The sequence below is a fragment of the Xylophilus ampelinus genome, from assembly GCF_003217575.1.
Classification (GTDB): Bacteria; Pseudomonadota; Gammaproteobacteria; order Burkholderiales; family Burkholderiaceae_C; genus Xylophilus; species Xylophilus ampelinus.
This window is the reverse complement of sequence record NZ_QJTC01000003.1, coordinates 107283-126283: the sequence shown is the minus strand read 5'-3', so window position 1 is coordinate 126283 and position 19001 is coordinate 107283. Positions and strand designations below refer to the sequence as shown.

The following is a 19001-nucleotide window of genomic DNA, read 5'->3' as shown; positions in this document are numbered from 1 at the left end:
CTAGAGCGTGTCATGCACCGTGACGATGTCGAACTGGTCGAGGTACTCCGTCTTGAGCGAGAGGCCCAGGCCCGGCACGTCGTCCTTCAACTGCAGGAAACCGTTCTCGGCGATCGGCTCGCCGTCGAAGATGTACCAGAACAGCTCGTTGCCCACTTCCACGTCGAAGATCGGGAAGTACTCGGCCATCGGCGAGGCCAGGGTGCTCATCGTCAGGTGGTAGTTGTGCATCTGGCCGGCATGCGGGATGACCGGCACGCTGAACGCCTCGCACAGCGCGTTGATCTTGTGCGCCGCGGTGATGCCGCCGACCCGGTTGGTGTCGTACTGCACGACGCCGACCGCCTTCCTGTCGAGCAGCTGCTTGAAGCCGTAGAGGCCGAACTCGTGCTCGCCGCCCGAGATCGGGATGATGTTCATCGCGTTGAGTTCGGCATAGCCGTCGATGTCGTCGGCGATCACCGGCTCCTCCAGCCAGCGCGGCTCGAACCTGGCGAGCTTGGGCAGCATGCGCTTGGCGTACTCCAGGTTCCAGCCCATGTAGCACTCGAGCATCAGGTCGGTGTCGTAGCCGATCACCTCGCGCACCGCCTCGACCGACTTGATGTTCTCCCGTACCCCGTGCTGCAGGTGCGCCGGGCCGTAGCCGAAGCGCATCTTGAAGGCCTTGAAGCCCTGGTCGAGGAATTTCTGCGCCTCGTCCTGCATCGCCTTCAAGTCGGTGCGGTAGAGCTTCGAGTAGTAGCAGGGGATCTTTTCCTTGGTGCGGCCGCCGAGCAGCTTGAACACGGGCTTCCCCACGCTCTTGCCCAGGATGTCCCAGAGGGCCAGGTCGACCGCCGAGATCGCCGCCATCGTCACGCCCCTGCGGCCCCAGGCGTGGGTGGCGCGGTACATGCGCTGCCACAGGTATTCGTAGTCCCACGGGTCCTGTCCCAGCACCAGCGGCGCGAGGTACTCGTCGACGATGGCCTTGGCGATCTTCGGCGCCAGCGCCACGTTGCCGAGGCCCACGATGCCGTCGTCGGTCTCGATCTCCACCACCGTCCACGAGTGGAAGCGGAAGGTGCTCATGCTCTCGGCGGGCGAATACAGCAGGTCCATCGCGTTGGAGCAGAAGTTGCCCTGCGGCGGCACGGTCTTGCCCTTCCACTGGAACACGCGGGCACGCACGGAGCTGATTTTCATGGCGATGCGGGGGCTGGACGGTGGAAACGTACGGGGCCGCGGTCAGGCGGCGACGCGGGCCTTGCGACGCTGGGCGGCCCCCATGCGGCAGGCGATCCGGAAGGCGTGCGACATCGCCTCGACGCTGGCCCGGCCCTGGCCGGCGATATCGTAGGCGGTGCCGTGCGCCGGCGTGGTGATCGGGATCGGCAGGCCGCCCTGCACCGTGACGCCGCGCGAGAAGCCCAGCAGCTTGATCGCGATCTGGCCCTGGTCGTGGTACATGGTCACGACGGCCTGGTAGTCGCCCGCCCGGGCCTTCAGGAAGACGGTGTCGGCCGGGAAGGGGCCGTGGAACGGGCTGTCGGTGGGCCAGTCGCGGGTCTGCAGCGCCTGCACCGCCGGCACGATGATGTCCACCTCCTCCCGGCCGCAGACGCCGCCGTCGCCGCCGTGCGGATTGAAGGCCGCGATCGCCACCTTCGGCTGCGCCACGCCGCTTGCGAGCAGCGAGCGGTAGATCAGCTCGGCGGCCTGCTGGATGCGCTCCACGCTCAGGTAGCCCGCGACGTCCTTCAGCGGCACATGGGACGAGATGCGCGAGGTCCAGAGGTCGCCCAGCGTGTTGAACTCGCAGAAGTAGCCGGTCACGCCCAGATGCTCGGCGAAGTGGTGCAGCTCGTCCTCGTGCCGCATGCCGCCGATCTTCATCGCCTGCTTGTTGAGCGGGGCGAAACAGATCGCGTCGAGGGCGCCGGCCAGGGCGGCGTCCATGCACAGGTCGAGCACCCGCAGCACCGAGCGGCCGCCGATGGCCTGCGCGCGGCTGCGCACCACCTCGGCCTGCGCCACCGTGTCCATCGCCAGGAAGGCCGGGCGGGCGCCGTCGGCCCGGTCGCGCACCGCGTCGAGCGATGCGACGGCATCGGTCGACACCCGCACGCCGGCGATGCGCTGGCCCTCTTCCCACAGCCACGGGTCGCCGACCAGCACGATATTGGCGCGCTGCGCGGCCTCGGGCCAGGCGAGCAGCCGGGCGACGAGTTCGGCGCCGATGCCGGCGGGATCGCCGAGCGTGAGCGCGACGACGGGACGTTCTGCGGTGGTGGTCATGGGGAGGGCTCCGGGCTCGGTCGAGCCTGATGTTGTTCTTGCGGATCACGTCGCCGCAGCGCTTGGACTCGGCGTCGTGGAAGGCGATGAACCGCGCCCGCGTCGCCAGTCCCGCGGCGCGGACCGGACGGATGCGCCGAGGGGCGCCACCTGGGCGAAGGCCAGGGCGGCAATGGCGAGGAGCGGGTCATGTCTTGTCTCCCGCGTGCCTTTCGGTGTGCACGGTCCGGAGCGCCATCGTAGGAAGCCGGACGCATTCCGTACAATGAAAATAGCTGATGGATCGATCACCTCAGGCTATCGAAACAATGCCCTTCACCGACGCCGTTCCCCGGTTGCTCAACCGCATGCGCATGCGCCAGGTGGCCCTGGTACTGGCCATCGAAGAGCGCAGCACCCTGCGCGCGGCCGCGTCCGAACTGGGCATGACCCAACCCGCCGCCACCAAGATGCTCCACGAGCTGGAGGACACGCTGGGCTACCGCCTGTTCGACCGGGTGGGCCGCGGGCTGCGGGTCAATGCGGCCGGCGCCTGCGTGACCGAATACTTCCGCGGCATGCGCGGCGGACTGGAGGCGCTGCGGCGCGAACTGCAGGGCCTGCGCCTGGGCAGCGCCGGCAAGCTGTTCATCGGCAGCATCATGGCGGCCTCGCCGGCCGACCTGACGCTGGCGCTGGTGCGCCTGAAGGCGCTGTACCCGCTGCTGTCGGTGGAGATCTCGGTGGGGACCAGCGACCGGCTGATGGAGCAGTTGCGCGAGGGCCGGCTCGACGTCGTGATCGGGCGCATGCCGGGCGGCACCGGCGGCGACTGCGTGTTCGAACCGCTGTCGGACGAGCGGCTGTCGGTGGTGGTCGCGGTGAGCCATCCGCTGGCCAGGGCGCGCACGGTGACGTTCGCCGCACTGCAGGCCTATCCCTGGATCCTGCAGCCCGCCGGCAGCCCGATGCGCGAGGCGATGGAGCAGGAATTCGCCGCCCACCACCTGCCGCTGCCGCCGGGCCTGGTCGAGACCGCGTCGATCCTCACCACCACCGACCTGATCGCCCGCACCGACATGGTGGCGGTGATCCCCTGGTCGATCGCCGGACGCTATGCGGAGCACGGCCTGCTGCGGGTGCTGCCCTGTCCCATCCGCAACCGGCTGGCCGCCTACGGCAGCATCGTGCGCAGCGACCGGCCGGCCTCGGCAGCGCTGCGGCACTTCGTGGAGCTGCTGCACGCACCGGCCGCGGCGGTCGATGCGCCTGCCGCCCCTGCGGCGGCACTTCCAAAGAAAAAGGGCCTGCAGCGCAAGCCCTTCGCCGACCAGTAGCTATCTTTTCGATAGCAACCGATATTACGCCAGGGTGTAGGCCGTCTTCACCACGGTGAAGAACTCCTGCGCGTACCTGCCCTGCTCGCGCGGGCCGTAACTGCTGGCCTTGCGACCGCCGAACGGCACGTGGTAGTCCACCCCCGCCGTCGGCAGATTGACCATCACCATGCCGGCCTGGCTGTGGCGCTTGAAGTGGGTCGCGTACTTCAAGCCGGTGGTGGCGATGCCGGCCGACAGGCCGAACTCGGTGGCGTTTGCCGTCGCGAGCGCTTCCTCGTAGTCCTTGACCTGGATGACGCTGGCGACCGGGCCGAAGATCTCTTCGCGGTTGACGCGCATGGCCTGGGTGGTGTCGGTCAACAGCGTCGGGGCCATGAAGTAGCCGTCGTGGCCGCTGCCGGTGTGGCAGGCCACCCGGCCGCCGCCCGCGTAGACGGTGGCGCCCTCGGCCTTGCCGATCTCGACGTAGCTCAGGTCCTGCTCCAGCTGCGACTGGCTGACGACGGGACCGATGTCGGTGCCCGCGGTGAGCGCATCGCCCACCTTGATCCTGCCCATCCGCGCCTTCAGCGCCTCGATGAACTTCGGGTAGATGCCCTGGGTGACGATCAGGCGGCTGGATGCGGTGCAGCGCTGGCCGGTGGAGTAGAAGGCGCTCTGGGCGCTCAGCTCGACGGCCTGGGCCAGGTCGGCGTCGTCCAGCACGATCTGCGGGTTCTTGCCGCCCATCTCCAGCTGCACCTTCTTGTGGGTCTGCACGCAGCGCTCGGCGATGCGCTTGCCGACGCCGGTGGAGCCGGTGAAGCTGATCGCGGCGATGCCGTCGTGGTTGACCAGTGCGTCGCCGATGACGCGGCCGGGGCCCATCACCAGGTTGAAGACGCCGGCCGGGATGCCGCTGCGGTGGATGATGTCGACCAGCGCCCAGGCGCTGCCGGGGACCAGGTCGGCGGGCTTGAGCACCACGCAGCAGCCGTTGGCCAGCGCCGGGGCGATCTTCCACGCCGGGATCGCGATGGGGAAGTTCCACGGGGTGATCAGGCCGACCACGCCGATCGGCTCGCGGGTGACTTCGACGCCGATGTTGGGACGCACCGACGGAATCGTCTCGCCCGAGAGGCGCAAACATTCGCCGGCGAAGAATTTGAAGATCTGGCCGGCGCGGGTGGCCTCGCCGATGCCTTCGGGCCGGGTCTTGCCCTCTTCGCGGGAGAGCAGCGTGCCCAGTTCCTCGCGGCGCGCCAGGATCTCGGTGCCGATCTTGTCGAGCGCGTCGCTGCGGGCCTGGATGCCGCTGGTGGACCAGGCCGGGAAGGCGGCCAGCGCGGCCCGCACCGCGGCATCGACCTGCGCCGCATCGCCCTGGGCGTAGCGGCCCACCACGTCGGCCAGGTTCGAGGGATTGCGGTTCTCGCTCAGGGACACGCCGGCCGTCCATTCGCCGTTGACCAGGTTGTCGAATTCGCTCATGAGGGTTCCTGTCGGTTGATTTTTGACGGATGCGGCACGCGATGGGCGCTCAGCGCACCAGGCAGGGCCGCTTCGGGTCGAAGGTCCAGCCGGGCACCAGGAACTGCATCGCCTGCGCGTCGTTGCGGGCGCCCAGGCCGTGCTGCAAATAGAGCTGGTGCGCCTTCTCGACCTCGACCATGTCCAGCTCGATGCCCAGGCCGGGCTTCTTCGGCACCTCGATATAACCGCCCTCGATCTGCAGCGGCGCCTTGGTCAGGCGCTGGCCGTCCTGCCAGATCCAGTGGGTGTCGATCGCGGTGACGCGGCCCGGCGCGGCCGCGCCGACATGGGTGAACATCGCCAGCGACACGTCGAAATGGTTGTTGGAATGCGAGCCCCAGGTCAGCCCGAAGGTCTGGCACAACTGCGCCACCCGCACCGAGCCGGCCATCGTCCAGAAGTGCGGATCGGCCAGCGGTATGTCGACCGACTGCAGCGACAGCGCATGCGCCATCTCGCGCCAGTCGGTCGCGATCATGTTGGTGGCGGTGGGCAGGCCGGTGGCGCGGCGGAACTCGGCCATCACCTCGCGGCCGCTGAACACGCCCTCGGCGCCGCACGGGTCCTCGGCATAGGCGACCACGCCCTGCATGTCGCGGGCCAGGCGGACCGCGTCCTTCAGCAGCCACCCGCCGTTGGGGTCGAGGGTGACGCGGGCATCGGGAAAGCGTTCGTGGATCGCGCGGATCGCCTCGACCTCCTCCTCGCCGCGCAGCACGCCGCCCTTGAGCTTGAAATCCTGGAAGCCGTAGCGGGCGTGGGTGGCTTCGGCCAGCCGCACGATCGCCTCGGGCGTCATGGCCTCCTCGTGGCGCAGGCGCAGCCAGTCATCGGCCTGGTCGGGCTCGCTCGCATAGGGCAGGTCGGTCTTATTGCGGTCGCCCAGGTAGAACAGGTAGCCCAGCATCCGCACCTTGTCGCGCTGCCGGCCTTCGCCGAGCAGGGCCGCCACCGGCACGCCCAGGTGCTGGCCCAGCAGGTCGAGCAGCGCCGACTCGGCGGCCGTCACCGCATGGATCGCGATGCGCAGGTCGAAGGTCTGCTGTCCGCGGCCGGCGCTGTCGCGGTCGGCGAAACGTGCGCGCATGCGGTTGAGGATGGCGTGGTGGTCGCCGACGGGCTGGCCCACGACGAGGCCGCGCGCGTCTTCCAGCGTCTGGCGGATCTTCTCGCCGCCGGGCACCTCGCCGACGCCGGTGGCGCCGCTGCTGTCGGTCAGGATCAGCAGGTTGCGGGTGAAGAACGGCGCGTGCGCGCCGCTCAGGTTGAGCAGCATGCCGTCGCGGCCCGCGACGGGCACGACGCGCAGGTCGGTGATGGTGGGCGTGCTGCGGGCGATGGCGGTGGCGGTCATGGCGGTCGGTGGACGCGAAGGGGGAAACGGGAAAGGAGCCGCCCGGAATCTCCGGGCGCCCGGGGGCTCACACCGGCGGCCGCACCGCCTGGCGGGCCAGCAGCTTCCACTGGCCGCCCTGCTGCTGCCACACCTGCAGGATCTTGATCGTCACGTTGCCGGGCTTGCCGCTGTCGTTGGTCCGGGCCGACAGGGTGTGGCGCACCAGGGCCACGTCCTTCACTACCTTCACCGTCTGGTCGGTGATGGCGATGGTGACGAAGTCCGACTTGCCGTCGAGCAGGTCCGAGATGAAGCTGGCTTTGGTGTCGACCTTGCCGCCGGAGTGGCCGTAGCTCAGGTCGTCGGCCACCAGCGCATCGAGCGCCGGGCGGGTCGGGTCGACCATCGCGACGCGCAGCTTCTCGGCCGCGGCAGCGGCGCCGGCACCGCCGTCGGCGGACGCGCTGCCGCCGCCCTGCGATATCGCCGAGCAGGCCGCCAGCGCGGCGGTGAATACGAGGGCGATCGCTGTCTTGTGGAACATGTTTGTCTCCTGTTGGTTTTTATGACGCGCGCTGCGAAGGTGCAGCGTTCACTGCGGGCCGAGCCTGTCGATCAGCGCCTTCAGTTCTTCCACTTCCGCCGGCTTCAGATCGCTCAGCGGCGGGCGCACCGGGCCGGCGCCGTGGCCGACGATGGTGGCGCCGGCCTTCACGATGCTCACCGCATAGCCGGCCATCTTGTTGCGGATGTCCAGGTAGGGCATGAAGAAATCCTTCAACAGGCGGTGCTGCGTGGCCAGATCGTCGGTGCGCACCGCCTCGTAGAACGCCATCGCCGTCTTGGGGATGAAGTTGAAGACGGCAGACGAGTACACCGGCGTACCGAGGGCCTTGTAGGCGGCGGCATACACCTCCGCCGTGGGCAGGCCGCCCAGGTAGCTGAAGCGGTCGCCCATGCGCTGGTAGACCGAGACCATCGCCTCGATGTCGCCCACCCCGTCCTTGAAGCCGACGAGGTTCGGGCAGGCGTCGGCCAGGCGGGCAAGCGTCTCGGGGCTGTAGCGGGCCTGGGCGCGGTTGTAGATGATCACGCCGAAGTCGACGCTGTCGCAGATCGCCTTGACGTGGTTGTACAGGCCGTCCTGGCCGGCTTCGGTCAGGTAGTGCGGCATCAGCAGGATGCCGTGCGCGCCGGCCTTCTCGGCGGCCTGGGCGAACTGGATCGCCTGGCGGGTCGGACCGCCGGCGCCCGCGATGATCGGCACCGTGCCGGCGCAGGCGTCGACCGCGGTCTTGATGATGGTGGGGTACTCGTCGGGCGTCAGCGAGAAGAACTCGCCCGTGCCGCCGGCGGCGAACAGGGCCGAGGCGCCGTAGGGCGCGAGCCATTCGAGGCGCTTGGTATAGCCCTTGGCGTCGAAGTCGCCCTGGGCGTCGAAGTCGGTGACCGGGAACGACAGCAGGCCGGAGCCCATGATCGACTTGAGTTCTTGCGGAGTGGAGCTCATGGTGTGTGCGTGGTGTTGAGGTTTCAGGAAATGGAAATGGAAATGGAAAAGGGCGGGCAGAAGGCGTGAAAGAACCGTAGCGAGCAAGCCCGAGTGTGCGGCGAGGACCGGAGCCGTACTCCCGTACGGTGAGGACGGCAGGTGCGCAATCGGGCTGCGCAGTAGGTCCTCTCGCGCCTTCTCAGTCCAGCTTGATCTGGGCGTCGTTCACCACCTTGGACCAGCGGGCGCGCTCCTTGTTGAAGAACGCTTCCTGCTCGGCCGGTGCCATCGTCACCACCTCGGCGCCCTGGCCTGCCAGGCGCGAGCGGATCTCGGGGGTGCGGATGACCTTGATCAGTTCCTGGTTCAGGCGGGCGACCAGCGCGTCGGGCGTGCCCTTGGCGACCATCACGCCCTGCCAGGTACCCGATTCGAAGCCCGGTACGCCCTGCTCGGCGATGGTCGGCACGTCGCCCACCAGCGGCATGCGGGTGCCCTTGGAGACGGCCAGCAGCTTGAGCTTGCCGCTCTGCACGTGCGGCAGCGTGGCCAGCATGCCGTTCATCAGGATCTGCGTCTGGCCGGCGACCGTGTCCTGGATCGACTGCACGCCGCCCTTGTAGGGCACGTATTCCCACCTGGCGCCGGTGGCGCGCTGCAGCGCCACACCGGCCAGGTGCGGCGCGCTGCCGGAGGCGGTGACGGCGAAGTTCAGGTCGGACGTCTTCGACAGCGCCACCAGCTCCTGCAGGCTCGACGCCTTGACCGACGGATGCACCACCAGCAGGTGCGGCGAGTACGCCAGCATCGTCACGCCGCGCAGGTCCTTCGACGGATCGAACGGCAGCCTGGTGTAGACCGAGGGGCTGATCGCCAGCGCGCCCACGTCGCACAGCAGCAGGGTGTAGCCGTCGGGCTGCGACTTGGAGACGAAGTCGGCGCCCAGGTTGCCGTTGGCACCGGCCTTGTTCTCGACGATGACCGACTGCTTCAGCGCCTCCGACAGCGACTGGCCGATCGAGCGGGCGATGATGTCCGAGGAGCCGCCCGGCGGGTACGGCACGATCAGCTTGATCGGGCGGGCGGGCCAGGTGTCGGCGGCCTGCACGGCGACGCCGGCGCCGAGGGCGGCCAGCGCGGAAGAGCCCAGCAGGGCGCGGCGGGAAATGCTCATGTCGTGTCTCCTTGAAGCGATGCACGGGCTCCGGGGTCCGGATGGAACGCGGCGCCTGTCGCACCGCTTGTCATCAGTCATCGTACAACCATCCGGTAAAAAATACACTCGGTGCAAACCCCCGCAAGGTTCGCGGGGTTTGCGGCTATTCGACGGCGGGCAGGCCGGTGTCCGACTGCGCGGCTGCGCGGGCGCGGCGCAGCCGTTCGCGGCTGTTGGTCAGGTGGATCCGCATCGCGGCGCGGGCGGCCTCGGCGTCGCCCCGGGCGATCGCGTTGAAGATCTCCTCGTGCTCGCGGTTGACCCGGTGCAGGTAGTGCGACTGGTCTTCCTGCGGCACCCGGGTGGCGGTGATGCGGGTGCGTGGGATCAGGGCCGACCCCAGGTGGCCCAGGATGTCTGCGAAATAACGGTTGCCGGTGGCCTTCGCGATCTCCAGGTGGAACCGGAAGTCGGGCGACACCGTGTCGCCCTGGGCCATGGCGACGTTGCGCTCGAACTCGTCGAGCGCGTCGCGCATCGCCCGCAGCTGCTGCTCGGAGCGCCGCGCCGCGGCCAGGCCGGCGGATTCGGTCTCCAGGCTCACCCGCAGCTCCAGCACCGCGATCGCGTCGATCGAGGTGGGAATGTCCGCGGGATCGAGCCGGAAGATGCCGCCGGGACGGGACTCGAGCACGAAGGTGCCGATGCCGTGGCGCGTCTCCACCAGGCCCGCCGCCTGCAGCCGCGAGATCGCTTCGCGCACCACGGTGCGGCTCACGCCGTAGGCCTGCACGATGGCCGACTCGGTCGGCAGCTTGTCGCCCGGCACCAGCATCCTCGCACGGATGCGGCCGCCGATGTCTTCGACCAGGTCGTGCGCCAGGCCGCGGGAACGCTTGCGCTGTCGCACGGCTCCGCCCGCCATGAGGCACGGCACCGCGTCTGCCGGGGGGGTGGACCCCGTCGAAACCACCGTTGACATGTTCGACATTGCCTGATGATAATGATCCGAGCGTTGTACGACAACAGATGACATATCCCGTTCGTCCATAAAAAAAGCCTCGCACCGCCTATGACAGAAGAGACAAACCCGAAGGCCGTCGCCGCACAAGCGCCCGCCACCCGTACCCTGCGGCGGCTGCTGCTCACCGGTGCCGCGGGCGGCCTCGGCAAGGAGCTGCGCGCAAGGCTCCGGCCCTTCGCCGAGGTGATCCGCCTGTCGGACATCGCCGCCCTGGAACCGGCCGCCGGGCCGCGGGAGGAAGTGGTGCCCTGCCATCTGGCCGACAAGCAGGCGGTCGATGCGCTGGTCGCCGGCTGCGACGCCGTCGTGCACCTGGGCGGCGTGTCGGTCGAGCGGCCGTTCGAGGAAATCCTGGAGGCCAACATCCGCGGCACCTTCCACCTCTACGAAGCCGCGCGCCGCCACGGCGTCGAGCGGGTGGTGTTCGCCAGTTCCAACCACGTGGTCGGCTTCCACCGCCAGACCGAAAAGCTCGACGCGCACTGCCCGCGCCGGCCCGACGGCTACTACGGCCTGTCGAAGTCCTACGGCGAGGACCTGGCGCAGTTCTACTTCGACCGTTACGGCATAGAGACGGTCAGCATCCGCATCGGCTCGTCCTTCCCCGAACCGCGCGACCGCCGGATGATGAGCACCTGGCTCAGCTACCGCGACCTGACCGAGCTGGTGCGCTGCTGTCTGTTCGCGGCCGACGTCGGCCACACCGTCGTCTACGGCGCGTCGGCCAACCGCGATGTCTGGTGGGACAACCATGCCGCCGCGCACCTGGGCTGGACGCCGCAGGACACGTCGGAAGTCTTCCGCGCCAAGGTCGAGCGTCAGCCGGCACCGGCGCCGACCGATGCGGTCGCGGTCTACCAGGGCGGCGCCTTCACCCAGGCCGGCCCGTTCGAATCGTGATCCGGCCCCCGCCGCATTCCGCCCCCGCCCACCGTCCGGTAGACGACCGATGACCGCGGAACTCGTGCTCGACGCGCGCTGCGCCACCGGTGAAAGCCCGGTCTGGGACGTGCGCGGCCAGGCGCTCTGGTGGGTGGACATTCCGGCCCGCCGCCTGCACCGCTGGAACGCGGCCGACGGCGCCACCCGCCACTGGACCGCGCCCGAGATGCTGGCCTGCATCGCCCGCCGCGAAGACGCCCACGGCGGCGGCTGGGTCGCCGGCTCCGAGACGGGCCTGTTCCACCTGCAGCCGCACGACGACGGCACCCTGGGCTTCGACCCGCTGGCGACGGTGGAGCACGCCCGCCCCGGCATGCGCTTCAACGACGGCCGCTGCGACCGCCGGGGCCGGCTCTGGGCCGGCACCATGCTGCTCGACATGGCGGCCGCCGCACCGGTCGGCACGCTGTATCGCTACGATTTCGATAGCAAGAAGTCGGCGCGGATCGACGGCTACCGGCCGATTTCGCCCCTGATCGTGCCCAACGGGCTGGGTTTCAGCCCCGACGGCCGGACGATGTACCTGTCGGATTCGCATCCGAACGTTCAGACCGTCTGGGCCTTCGATTACGACACCGACACCGGCACCCCGTCGAACCGGCGGGTCTTCGTCGACATGACCGCCCTGCCCGGCCGGCCCGACGGCGCCGCGGTCGATGCCGACGGCTGCTACTGGATCTGCGGAAACGACGCCGGCCTGGTGCACCGCTTCACGCCCGACGGCCGGCTCGACCGCTCCCTGGCGGTGCCGGTCAAGAAGCCCGCGATGTGCGCCTTCGGCGGCGCGGGGCTCGACACGCTTTTCGTCACCTCGATCCGCCCTGTAGGCGACCTGTCCGACCAGCCGCTGGCCGGCGGCGTCTTCGCGCTGCGCCCCGGCGTGCAGGGCCTTCCGGAGCCTGCCTGCCGCGGATAAAACACCGTTCCCGTTTCCTTCCACCGTTTCATCACTACGCAAAAACAGAGACAAGCATGAAATTCCACCGCACCCTCCTCGCACTGTCCATCGCGGTCCTGGCGCCGCTGACCTCCCAGGCGAACGAGTTCCGCTCGGCCGACATCCACCCCGACGGCTACCCCACCGTCGAAGCCGTCAAGTTCATGGGCGAGCGGTTGAAGGCGCTCTCCGGCGGCAAGAACACGGTGCGGGTCTACAACAACGGCGCCCTCGGCGGCGAGAAGGACACCATCGAGCAAGCCAAGATCGGCGCGCTGCAGATGGTGCGGATCAACGTCGGCGCGATGAACAACATCTGCCCCGAGACGCTGGTGCCGACCATGCCCTTCCTCTTCAAGTCGGTCGACCACATGCACAAGGTGCTCGACGGCCCGGTGGGCGAAGAAATCCTGAAGGCCTGTGAGAAGCAGGGCTTCGTCGGCCTGGCCTTCTACGACAGCGGTTCGCGCTCGGTGTTCACCGCCAAGAAGCCGGTCAGGAGCATCGCCGACATGAAGGGCCTGAAGGTGCGGGTGCAGCAATCCGACCTGTGGGTGAGCACCATGGAAGCCATGGGCGCCAACGCCACGCCGATGCCGCAGGGAGAGGTCTACACCGGCCTGAAGACCGGCCTGATCGACGCCGCCGAGAACAACTACCCCACCTACGAAAGCTCGCGCGCCTTCGAGGTGGCCAAGTACTACACCAAGACCGAGCACTCGATGGCGCCCGAGATCCTGCTGTTCTCCAAGCGCGCCTGGGACCGCCTCTCGGCCGAGGAGCAGGCACAGGTGCGCCAGGCCGCCAAGGAATCGGTGCCGCACATGAGGAAGCTCTGGGCCGAGCGCGAGATCAAGTCGTTCGACACCGCCAAGGCCGGCGGCGCCGAGTTCTTCGAGATCGACAAGGCCCCGTTCCAGGCCGCGATGAAGCCGGTCTACGACAAGTTCATTACCGACGCAAAACTCAAAGATCTGGTCAAGCGGGCGCAGGCGGACTAGCTCGCCCCCAGGCTTGCTCACTGCGTGTAGCCGCCAACCCCCTACCGGGGGCAACACCTGCGGCCCGGCGAAGCCGGTTCCGCGGTGTTCCTGGATGGGCGCACCACCTCCAATTTTTTCGGACAGCAATCCATGTACACCCGACTCTGCCGCGCGCTCGCCCGCGCCTGCATGTGGCTGGGCATCGCCGGACTGGTCGCGCTCATCTGCGCGGTCAGCTGGCAGGTGTTCGGCCGCTACGTGCTCAACGACACGCCCACCTGGGCCGAGAGCCTGGCCCTGCTGCTGGTGCTCTACGTGACGATGTTCGGCGTGGCCGTCGGCGTGCGCGACGCCGGCCACATCGGTCTCGAATCCTTCCTGGTGCTGGCGCCCGAGGGCGTGCGCATCAAGATGGAATTCCTGATCCACGCGCTGGTGCTGGTCTTCGGCGCGGCGATGGCCTGGAACTGCGCCTCGCTCGCCCAGTCGGTCTGGGACTACCGCCTGCCCACGCTGCCGCTGTCCGAAGGCTGGAAATACGTGCCCGCGACGATCGCCGGCGTCCTCATCGTGATGTTCTCGGTCGAGCACATCATCGCCCTGGCTCGCGGCCAGGAAGTTGCTCCTTCCTGGTCATGAAGCACACCCCCAGGCTCGCCCACTTCGTGTGGCCGCCGACCCCCTCGCAGCGGGCAGCACCAGCAGCCCGGCAAAGCCGGCTCTGCGGTACTTCTTAAAATTCATAGGCCAGGTACTGCCGTGACCATTCCTCTTCTGATTCTCTGCGTCACCTTCACGCTGCTGCTGGTGCTCGGCGTACCCGTCGCGTTCTCGATCGGGCTGTCGGCTCTCGCGACGCTCGCCTACGAAGGCCTTCCGCTGGAGGTCGGCTTCCAGCAGATGACCTCGGGCATGGGCATCTTCTCGTTCCTGGCGATCCCGTTCTTCATCTTCGCAGGGGAGCTGATGCTCTACGGCGGCATCGCCGACCGGATCGTGGCGCTGGCCAAGAACCTGGTCGGCCATGTGCGCGGCGGCCTGGGCATGTCGAACGTGGTGGCCTGCACCCTCTTCGGCGGTGTGTCGGGATCGCCGGTGGCCGACGTCTCGGCCATGGGCGCGGTGATGATCCCGATGATGAAGAAGGAGGGCTACCACGCCGACTACGCGGTCAACGTGACGACCCACGCGGCCCTGGTCGGCGCGCTGATGCCCACCAGCCACAACCTGATCATCTATTCGCTGGCCGCGGGCGGCAAGGTGTCGATCGCGGCGCTGATCCTGGCGGCGCTGGTGCCGGCCGCGATCCTCACCGTCAGCAACCTGGCCGCGGCCTACTTCGTGGCGGTCAAGCGCGGCTACCCGGCCGGCACCTTCCCGGGCTGGCACATCGTGGCCCGCTCGCTGGCCGCGGCCCTGCCCGGCCTGTTCGTGGTGGTGCTGATACTGGGCGGCATTTTGTCGGGCATCTTCACCGCGACCGAGTCGGCCGCGGTGGCGGTGCTGTACGCGCTGGCGCTCACCGTGCTGCTCTACCGCACCCTGAAGTGGGAGCACTTCATCAAGGCCGCGGCCAAGGCGGTGAAGACGACCGGCGTGGTGCTGCTGCTGATCGGCATCTCCAGCACCTTCGGCTACCTGATCAGCCTCTACGGCGTGGCCGAACTCACCGGGCAGATGCTCTCGCAGATCACCACCACGCCGTGGATGATCTTCCTGATGATCAACGTGATCCTTTTCCTGCTGGGCACGTTCCTGGACATGGCCGCGACCATCCTGCTCTGCACGCCCATCTTCCTGCCGATCGCGCAGCAGTACGGCATGAGCTCGGTGCAGTTCGGCATCGTGCTGCTGATCAACTGCGCGCTGGGCCTGAACACGCCGCCGGTCGGCACCACCCAGTTCGTCGGCTGCGCCATCGGCGGCGTGTCGGTGGGCGAGGTGATGCGCACCATCTGGCCGTTCTACGGCGCGCTGGTCTTCGCGCTGCTGCTGGTCACCTTCGTGCCGGCGTTCTCTATGTGGCTGCCCGGCATGTTCATGGCGGTCAAGTGATCCGACCGGTACCGACAGGAGATATCCCATGCCCCTTCGTTCTGCTCCCACCACCATCCGCCGGCGTGCCGCCTGGTGCCTCGCGCCCATCGCCGGTGCCGCACTGTTCGCCTCCGGCGGCGGCTCCGGCCCGCTGGCGGCGCCGGTCACCGGCACCCGGGTCTACGTCTCGAACGCCGACAGCCAGGACCTGTCGGTCTACACGCTCGACCGTGCCGCCGGCGTGCTGCTTCCGCTGCAGACCGTGCCCCTCGGCGGCCAGGCGATGCCGATGGCGCTGTCGCCCGACAAGCGCACCCTGTACGTCGCCCTGCGCTCGCAGCCCTACCGGGTGGTGAGCCTGGCGATCGACCCGGCCACCGGCACGCTGACCCCACGCGGCGAGGCGCCCCTGGCCGACAGCATGGCCAACATCGACACCGACGTCACCGGCCGCTGGCTGTTCGCCGCCTCCTACGGCGGCCACAAGATCACCGTCAACGGCATAGGCGCCGACGGCCTGCCCGGCCCGGTGGTGCAGACCCTCCCCACCGCGCCCAACGCCCATGCGATCCATGCGGACGCGGCCAACCGCTATGTCTTCGCCACCAGCCTGGGCGGCGACAACCTCTCGAGCTGGAAGTTCGACGCCGCCACCGGCCGCCTCACCGCCAACGACCCGGCGCTGACCACCGTCGCGCCCGAGAAATCCGGCCCGCGCCACTTCGTCTGGGACCGGTCGCAGCGCTACCTGTACCTGCTCGACGAGCTCGACGCCGCGCTGCACACGATGGAGTACGACGCCACCCGCGGCACGCTGCGCGCGGTGCAGCGCAGCACCGCCCTGCCGGCCGGCTTCACCGGCAAGCCCTGGGCGGCCGACCTGCACCTGTCGCCCGACGGCCGCACGCTGTACGCGTCGGAGCGCACCTCCAGCACCATTTCCAGCTTCAGGGTCGATGCCGCCGACGGCCGGCTGACGCCATTGGGCCAGGTGCCGACCGAGAAGACGCCGCGCGGCTTCGCGGTCGATTCGTCGGGCCGCTTCCTGGTGGCCGCGGGGCAGGATTCGCACAGCGTGTCGCTGCACCCGATAGACCCTTCCACCGGTGTGCCCGGCACCCCCACGCGGGTGGCGGCGGGCAAGAATCCCAACTGGGTCGAGATCGTCGACCTGCCCTGACATCCCTCCTGCCCCACGCGTTCCTGCCGCCCCAAAAAATGACTGCGCTTCCCACGTCCGCCCCTCTCACCATCCGCATGCACGCGGCCGACAACGTGGCCATCGTCGCCAACGACGGCGGCCTGCCCGCCGGCACCGTGCTGGCCGACGGCCTGGTGCTGCGCGACCGGGTGCCCCAGGCCCACAAGGTGTCGCTGGTCGATATCGCCGAAGGCGGCGCGGTGCTGCGCTACGGCGTGGTCATCGGCCGCGCGATCCAGCCGCTGCCCGCCGGCACCTGGGTGCACGAGCGGCTTCTGCAGATGCCCGACGCGCTCTCGCTCGAAGGCCTGCCGATCGCCACCGTCAAGCCCGAACCGCAGCCGCTGCTCGAAGGCTTCACCTTCGAAGGTTTCCGCAATGCCGACGGCTCGGTCGGCACCCGCAACATCCTGGCGATCACCCAGACGGTGCAGTGCGTGGCCGGCGTGACCGACTTCGCGGTGCAGCGCATCAAGGCCGAGCTGCTGCCACGCTTTCCCAACGTCGACGACGTGGTGGCGCTGGAGCACACCTACGGCTGCGGCGTGGCGATCGATGCGCCCGACGCGATCATCCCGATCCGCACGCTGCGCAACATCAGCCTCAACCCCAACTTCGGCGGCGAGGTGATGGTGGTGAGCCTGGGCTGCGAAAAGCTGCAGCCCGAGCGGCTGCTGCCACCCGGCAGCTTCGCCATGATGCCGCCGCCGGGCCGCTCCCAAGGCGGCATCGCACCCCCTCGGGGGGTGCTCTCCTCCGCAGGTGAGCGGGGGCAGGCAGGTACCGACGAGCGCAACGTGGCCGACGTGGGCGCCAGCGCCGAGACCAAGCTCGACGTGGTCTGCCTGCAGGACGATGCGCACGTCGGCTTCATGTCGATGATCGAATCGATCATGCGGCAGGCCGAGGAGCACCTGGAGCGGCTCGACGCCCGCACCCGCGAGACGGTGCCGGCCAGCGAGCTGGTCGTCGGCGTGCAGTGCGGCGGCAGCGACGCCTTCAGCGGCGTCACCGCCAACCCGGCCGTCGGCTTCTGCACCGACCTGCTGGTACGCGCCGGCGCCACGGTGATGTTCTCCGAGGTGACCGAGGTGCGCGACGGCATCGACCAGCTCACCTCGCGCGCCAGCAGCCCCGAAGTGGCCGCGGCCATGATCCGCGAGATGGCGTGGTACGACGCCTACCTGGACAAGGGCCGGGTCGATCGCAGCGCCAACACCACGCCCGGCAACAAGAAAGGCGGGCTGTCGAACATCGTCGAGAAGGCGATGGGCTCGATCGTCAAGTCGGGCTCGTCGCCGATCACCGGCGTGGTCTCGCCCGGCGAGAAGGCCCGGCAGAAGGGCCTGCTCTACACCGCCACGCCTGCGAGCGATTTCATCTGCGGCACGCTGCAGCTGGCCGCCGGCATGAACCTGCACGTGTTCACCACCGGCCGCGGCACGCCGTACGGGCTGGCCCAGGTGCCGGTCATCAAGGTGGCGACGCGCAGCGACCTGGCGCGGCGCTGGCACGACCTGATGGACATCGACGCCGGCACCATCGCCACCGGTGCCAAGAGCATCGAGGACGTGGGCTGGGAGATGTTCCGGCTGATGCTGGACGTGGCCAGCGGCCGCAAGAAGACCTGGGCCGAGCACTGGAAGCTCCACAACCAGCTCGTCTTGTTCAACCCCGCGCCGGTCACCTGAGCCGCGCCTTTCGTTTACGTCGAAAAAAGGAGACTTTCCCCATGCAACGCAGAACCTTCGTCCATTCGGCCCCGGCCGCCGCGCTCGTCGCCGCCTTCCCGGCGGCCTTCGCGCAGGACAACTGGCCGACCAAGCCGGTCACCTACCTCGTGCCCTTCCCCGCCGGCGGCACCACCGACATCCTGGCGCGGCTGATCGGCCAGAAGCTGGGCGCGGCGCTCAACACCACCTTCGTGGTCGACAACCGCGCGGGCGCCGGCGGCAGCATAGGCTCCGAGCTGGGCGCGCGCACGCCGGCCGACGGCTACACCATCGTGGGCGGCACCGTCAGCTCGCATGCGATCAACGTCAGCATCTACCCCAAGCTGGGCTACGACCCGGTCAAGTCGTTCACCCCGATCGTGCTGATCGGTGCCAACCCGGTGGTGCTGGTGGTGGGCGAGAAGAGTCCGTACAAGACCTTGAAGGACGTGATCGCCGCCGCCAAGGCCAAGCCCGGCACGGTCACCTCTGCCTCGGCCGGCAACGGCACCTCGCAGCACATGGCGCTGGAGCTGCTGGGCTTCCAGTCGGGCACGAAGTTCGTGCACGTGCCGTACAAGGGCAGCGGACCCGCCATCCAGGACGTGATCGCCGGCCAGGTCGACATGATGTTCGACACCACCGTGGTGGCCGGCCCCCATATCCAGAGCGGCAAGCTGCGTGCGCTGGCGGTCAGCTCGGCCAAGCGGCTCGACTCCATGCCCGACGTGCCGACGGTCGCCGAGACGGTGCCGGGCTTCGAGGTGCTGTCGTGGCAGGGCATCTTCGCGCCGGCCAACACGCCCAAGCCGATCGTCGACAAGCTCAACGCCGAGATCCTGAAGATCCTCGCCACCCCCGAAATTCAGGACCGGCTCAAGAGCCTGGGCATGCAGTCCAACCCGATGACGCCGGCCCAGTTCGGAGAGTTCCAGAAGAAGGAAGTCGACAAGTGGGCGCAGGTGGTCAAGGCCGCCGGCATCAAGCTCGAGTGACCGGCGCGGGCACCGTCCGCCAGCGGTTTTCATGCACGAAAAGAGGCTGCAGCCGTTCTTTCACGCCGGCCACCA

17 protein-coding genes are annotated in these 19001 nt (G+C 68.8%); 9 read left to right on the top strand and 8 right to left on the bottom strand.

Annotated elements, in window-relative coordinates:
- On the bottom strand, positions 1–1188 hold the full coding sequence (locus DFQ15_RS03500; protein ID WP_110464640.1) for an L-rhamnonate dehydratase: 1188 nt from the start codon (positions 1186–1188) through the stop codon (positions 1–3).
- Positions 1189–1230: 42 nt separating this feature from the next.
- Positions 1231–2280 carry a 4-hydroxythreonine-4-phosphate dehydrogenase PdxA gene (locus DFQ15_RS03495; RefSeq protein ID WP_110464639.1) on the bottom strand — a complete coding sequence of 350 codons (1050 nt, stop codon included), beginning with the start codon at positions 2278–2280 and terminating at the stop codon, positions 1231–1233.
- Between the two features lie 308 nt (positions 2281–2588).
- Between DFQ15_RS03495 and DFQ15_RS03490 the strand changes: the two genes are divergently transcribed.
- On the top strand, positions 2589–3596 hold the full coding sequence (locus tag DFQ15_RS03490; RefSeq protein WP_110464638.1) for a LysR family transcriptional regulator: 1008 nt from the start codon (positions 2589–2591) through the stop codon (positions 3594–3596).
- Between the two features lie 24 nt (positions 3597–3620).
- On the opposite strand, the gene DFQ15_RS03485 is transcribed toward DFQ15_RS03490, so the two are convergent.
- The 6 genes from DFQ15_RS03485 to DFQ15_RS03460 form a co-directional block, all read right to left on the bottom strand.
- On the bottom strand, positions 3621–5069 hold the full coding sequence (locus DFQ15_RS03485) for an aldehyde dehydrogenase family protein (RefSeq protein ID WP_110464637.1): 1449 nt from the start codon (positions 5067–5069) through the stop codon (positions 3621–3623).
- A gap of 49 nt (positions 5070–5118) precedes the next feature.
- Positions 5119–6465 carry a glucarate dehydratase gene (gene gudD / locus DFQ15_RS03480; RefSeq protein WP_110464636.1) on the bottom strand — a complete coding sequence of 449 codons (1347 nt, stop codon included), beginning with the start codon at positions 6463–6465 and terminating at the stop codon, positions 5119–5121.
- Between the two features lie 67 nt (positions 6466–6532).
- A complete protein-coding gene (locus DFQ15_RS03475) occupies positions 6533–6991 on the bottom strand; it encodes a nuclear transport factor 2 family protein (protein WP_110464635.1) in 459 nt (152 codons plus the stop codon).
- A 48-nt stretch (positions 6992–7039) separates the two neighbouring features.
- Positions 7040–7957 (bottom strand): 5-dehydro-4-deoxyglucarate dehydratase, encoded by a 918-nt coding sequence (gene kdgD / locus DFQ15_RS03470; protein ID WP_110464634.1) that lies wholly within the window; start codon positions 7955–7957, stop codon positions 7040–7042.
- A gap of 181 nt (positions 7958–8138) precedes the next feature.
- Positions 8139–9113 carry a Bug family tripartite tricarboxylate transporter substrate binding protein gene (locus tag DFQ15_RS03465; RefSeq protein ID WP_110464633.1) on the bottom strand — a complete coding sequence of 325 codons (975 nt, stop codon included), beginning with the start codon at positions 9111–9113 and terminating at the stop codon, positions 8139–8141.
- A gap of 145 nt (positions 9114–9258) precedes the next feature.
- The gene (locus tag DFQ15_RS03460) at positions 9259–10020 is read right to left on the bottom strand and encodes a FadR/GntR family transcriptional regulator (protein ID WP_233504249.1); all 762 of its coding nucleotides are present in this window, start codon (positions 10018–10020) and stop codon (positions 9259–9261) included.
- 147 nt (positions 10021–10167) lie between these two features.
- Here DFQ15_RS03460 and DFQ15_RS03455 point away from each other — a divergent pair, with 147 nt between their 5' ends.
- From DFQ15_RS03455 to DFQ15_RS03420, 8 genes are all read left to right on the top strand, one after another.
- Complete coding sequence (locus DFQ15_RS03455; protein ID WP_110464632.1) at positions 10168–11019, top strand: NAD-dependent epimerase/dehydratase family protein; 852 nt, start codon at positions 10168–10170, stop codon at positions 11017–11019.
- 49 nt (positions 11020–11068) lie between these two features.
- Positions 11069–11977 carry an SMP-30/gluconolactonase/LRE family protein gene (locus tag DFQ15_RS03450; RefSeq protein ID WP_110464631.1) on the top strand — a complete coding sequence of 303 codons (909 nt, stop codon included), beginning with the start codon at positions 11069–11071 and terminating at the stop codon, positions 11975–11977.
- A gap of 56 nt (positions 11978–12033) precedes the next feature.
- Entirely contained in the window at positions 12034–12999 is a 966-nt protein-coding gene (locus DFQ15_RS03445; RefSeq protein ID WP_110464630.1) for a TRAP transporter substrate-binding protein, read from the top strand.
- A 132-nt stretch (positions 13000–13131) separates the two neighbouring features.
- Complete coding sequence (locus tag DFQ15_RS03440) at positions 13132–13620, top strand: TRAP transporter small permease (RefSeq protein WP_110464629.1); 489 nt, start codon at positions 13132–13134, stop codon at positions 13618–13620.
- Positions 13621–13740: 120 nt separating this feature from the next.
- On the top strand, positions 13741–15036 hold the full coding sequence (locus DFQ15_RS03435) for a TRAP transporter large permease (protein ID WP_110464628.1): 1296 nt from the start codon (positions 13741–13743) through the stop codon (positions 15034–15036).
- A 28-nt stretch (positions 15037–15064) separates the two neighbouring features.
- Complete coding sequence (locus DFQ15_RS03430; protein ID WP_110464627.1) at positions 15065–16198, top strand: lactonase family protein; 1134 nt, start codon at positions 15065–15067, stop codon at positions 16196–16198.
- A 38-nt stretch (positions 16199–16236) separates the two neighbouring features.
- Positions 16237–17910, top strand: a complete 1674-nt coding sequence (locus tag DFQ15_RS03425; RefSeq protein ID WP_110464626.1) for a UxaA family hydrolase — start codon at positions 16237–16239, stop codon at positions 17908–17910.
- A 41-nt stretch (positions 17911–17951) separates the two neighbouring features.
- The gene (locus DFQ15_RS03420; RefSeq protein ID WP_110464625.1) at positions 17952–18926 is read left to right on the top strand and encodes a Bug family tripartite tricarboxylate transporter substrate binding protein; all 975 of its coding nucleotides are present in this window, start codon (positions 17952–17954) and stop codon (positions 18924–18926) included.
- The last annotated feature ends 75 nt before the right edge of the window (positions 18927–19001 follow it).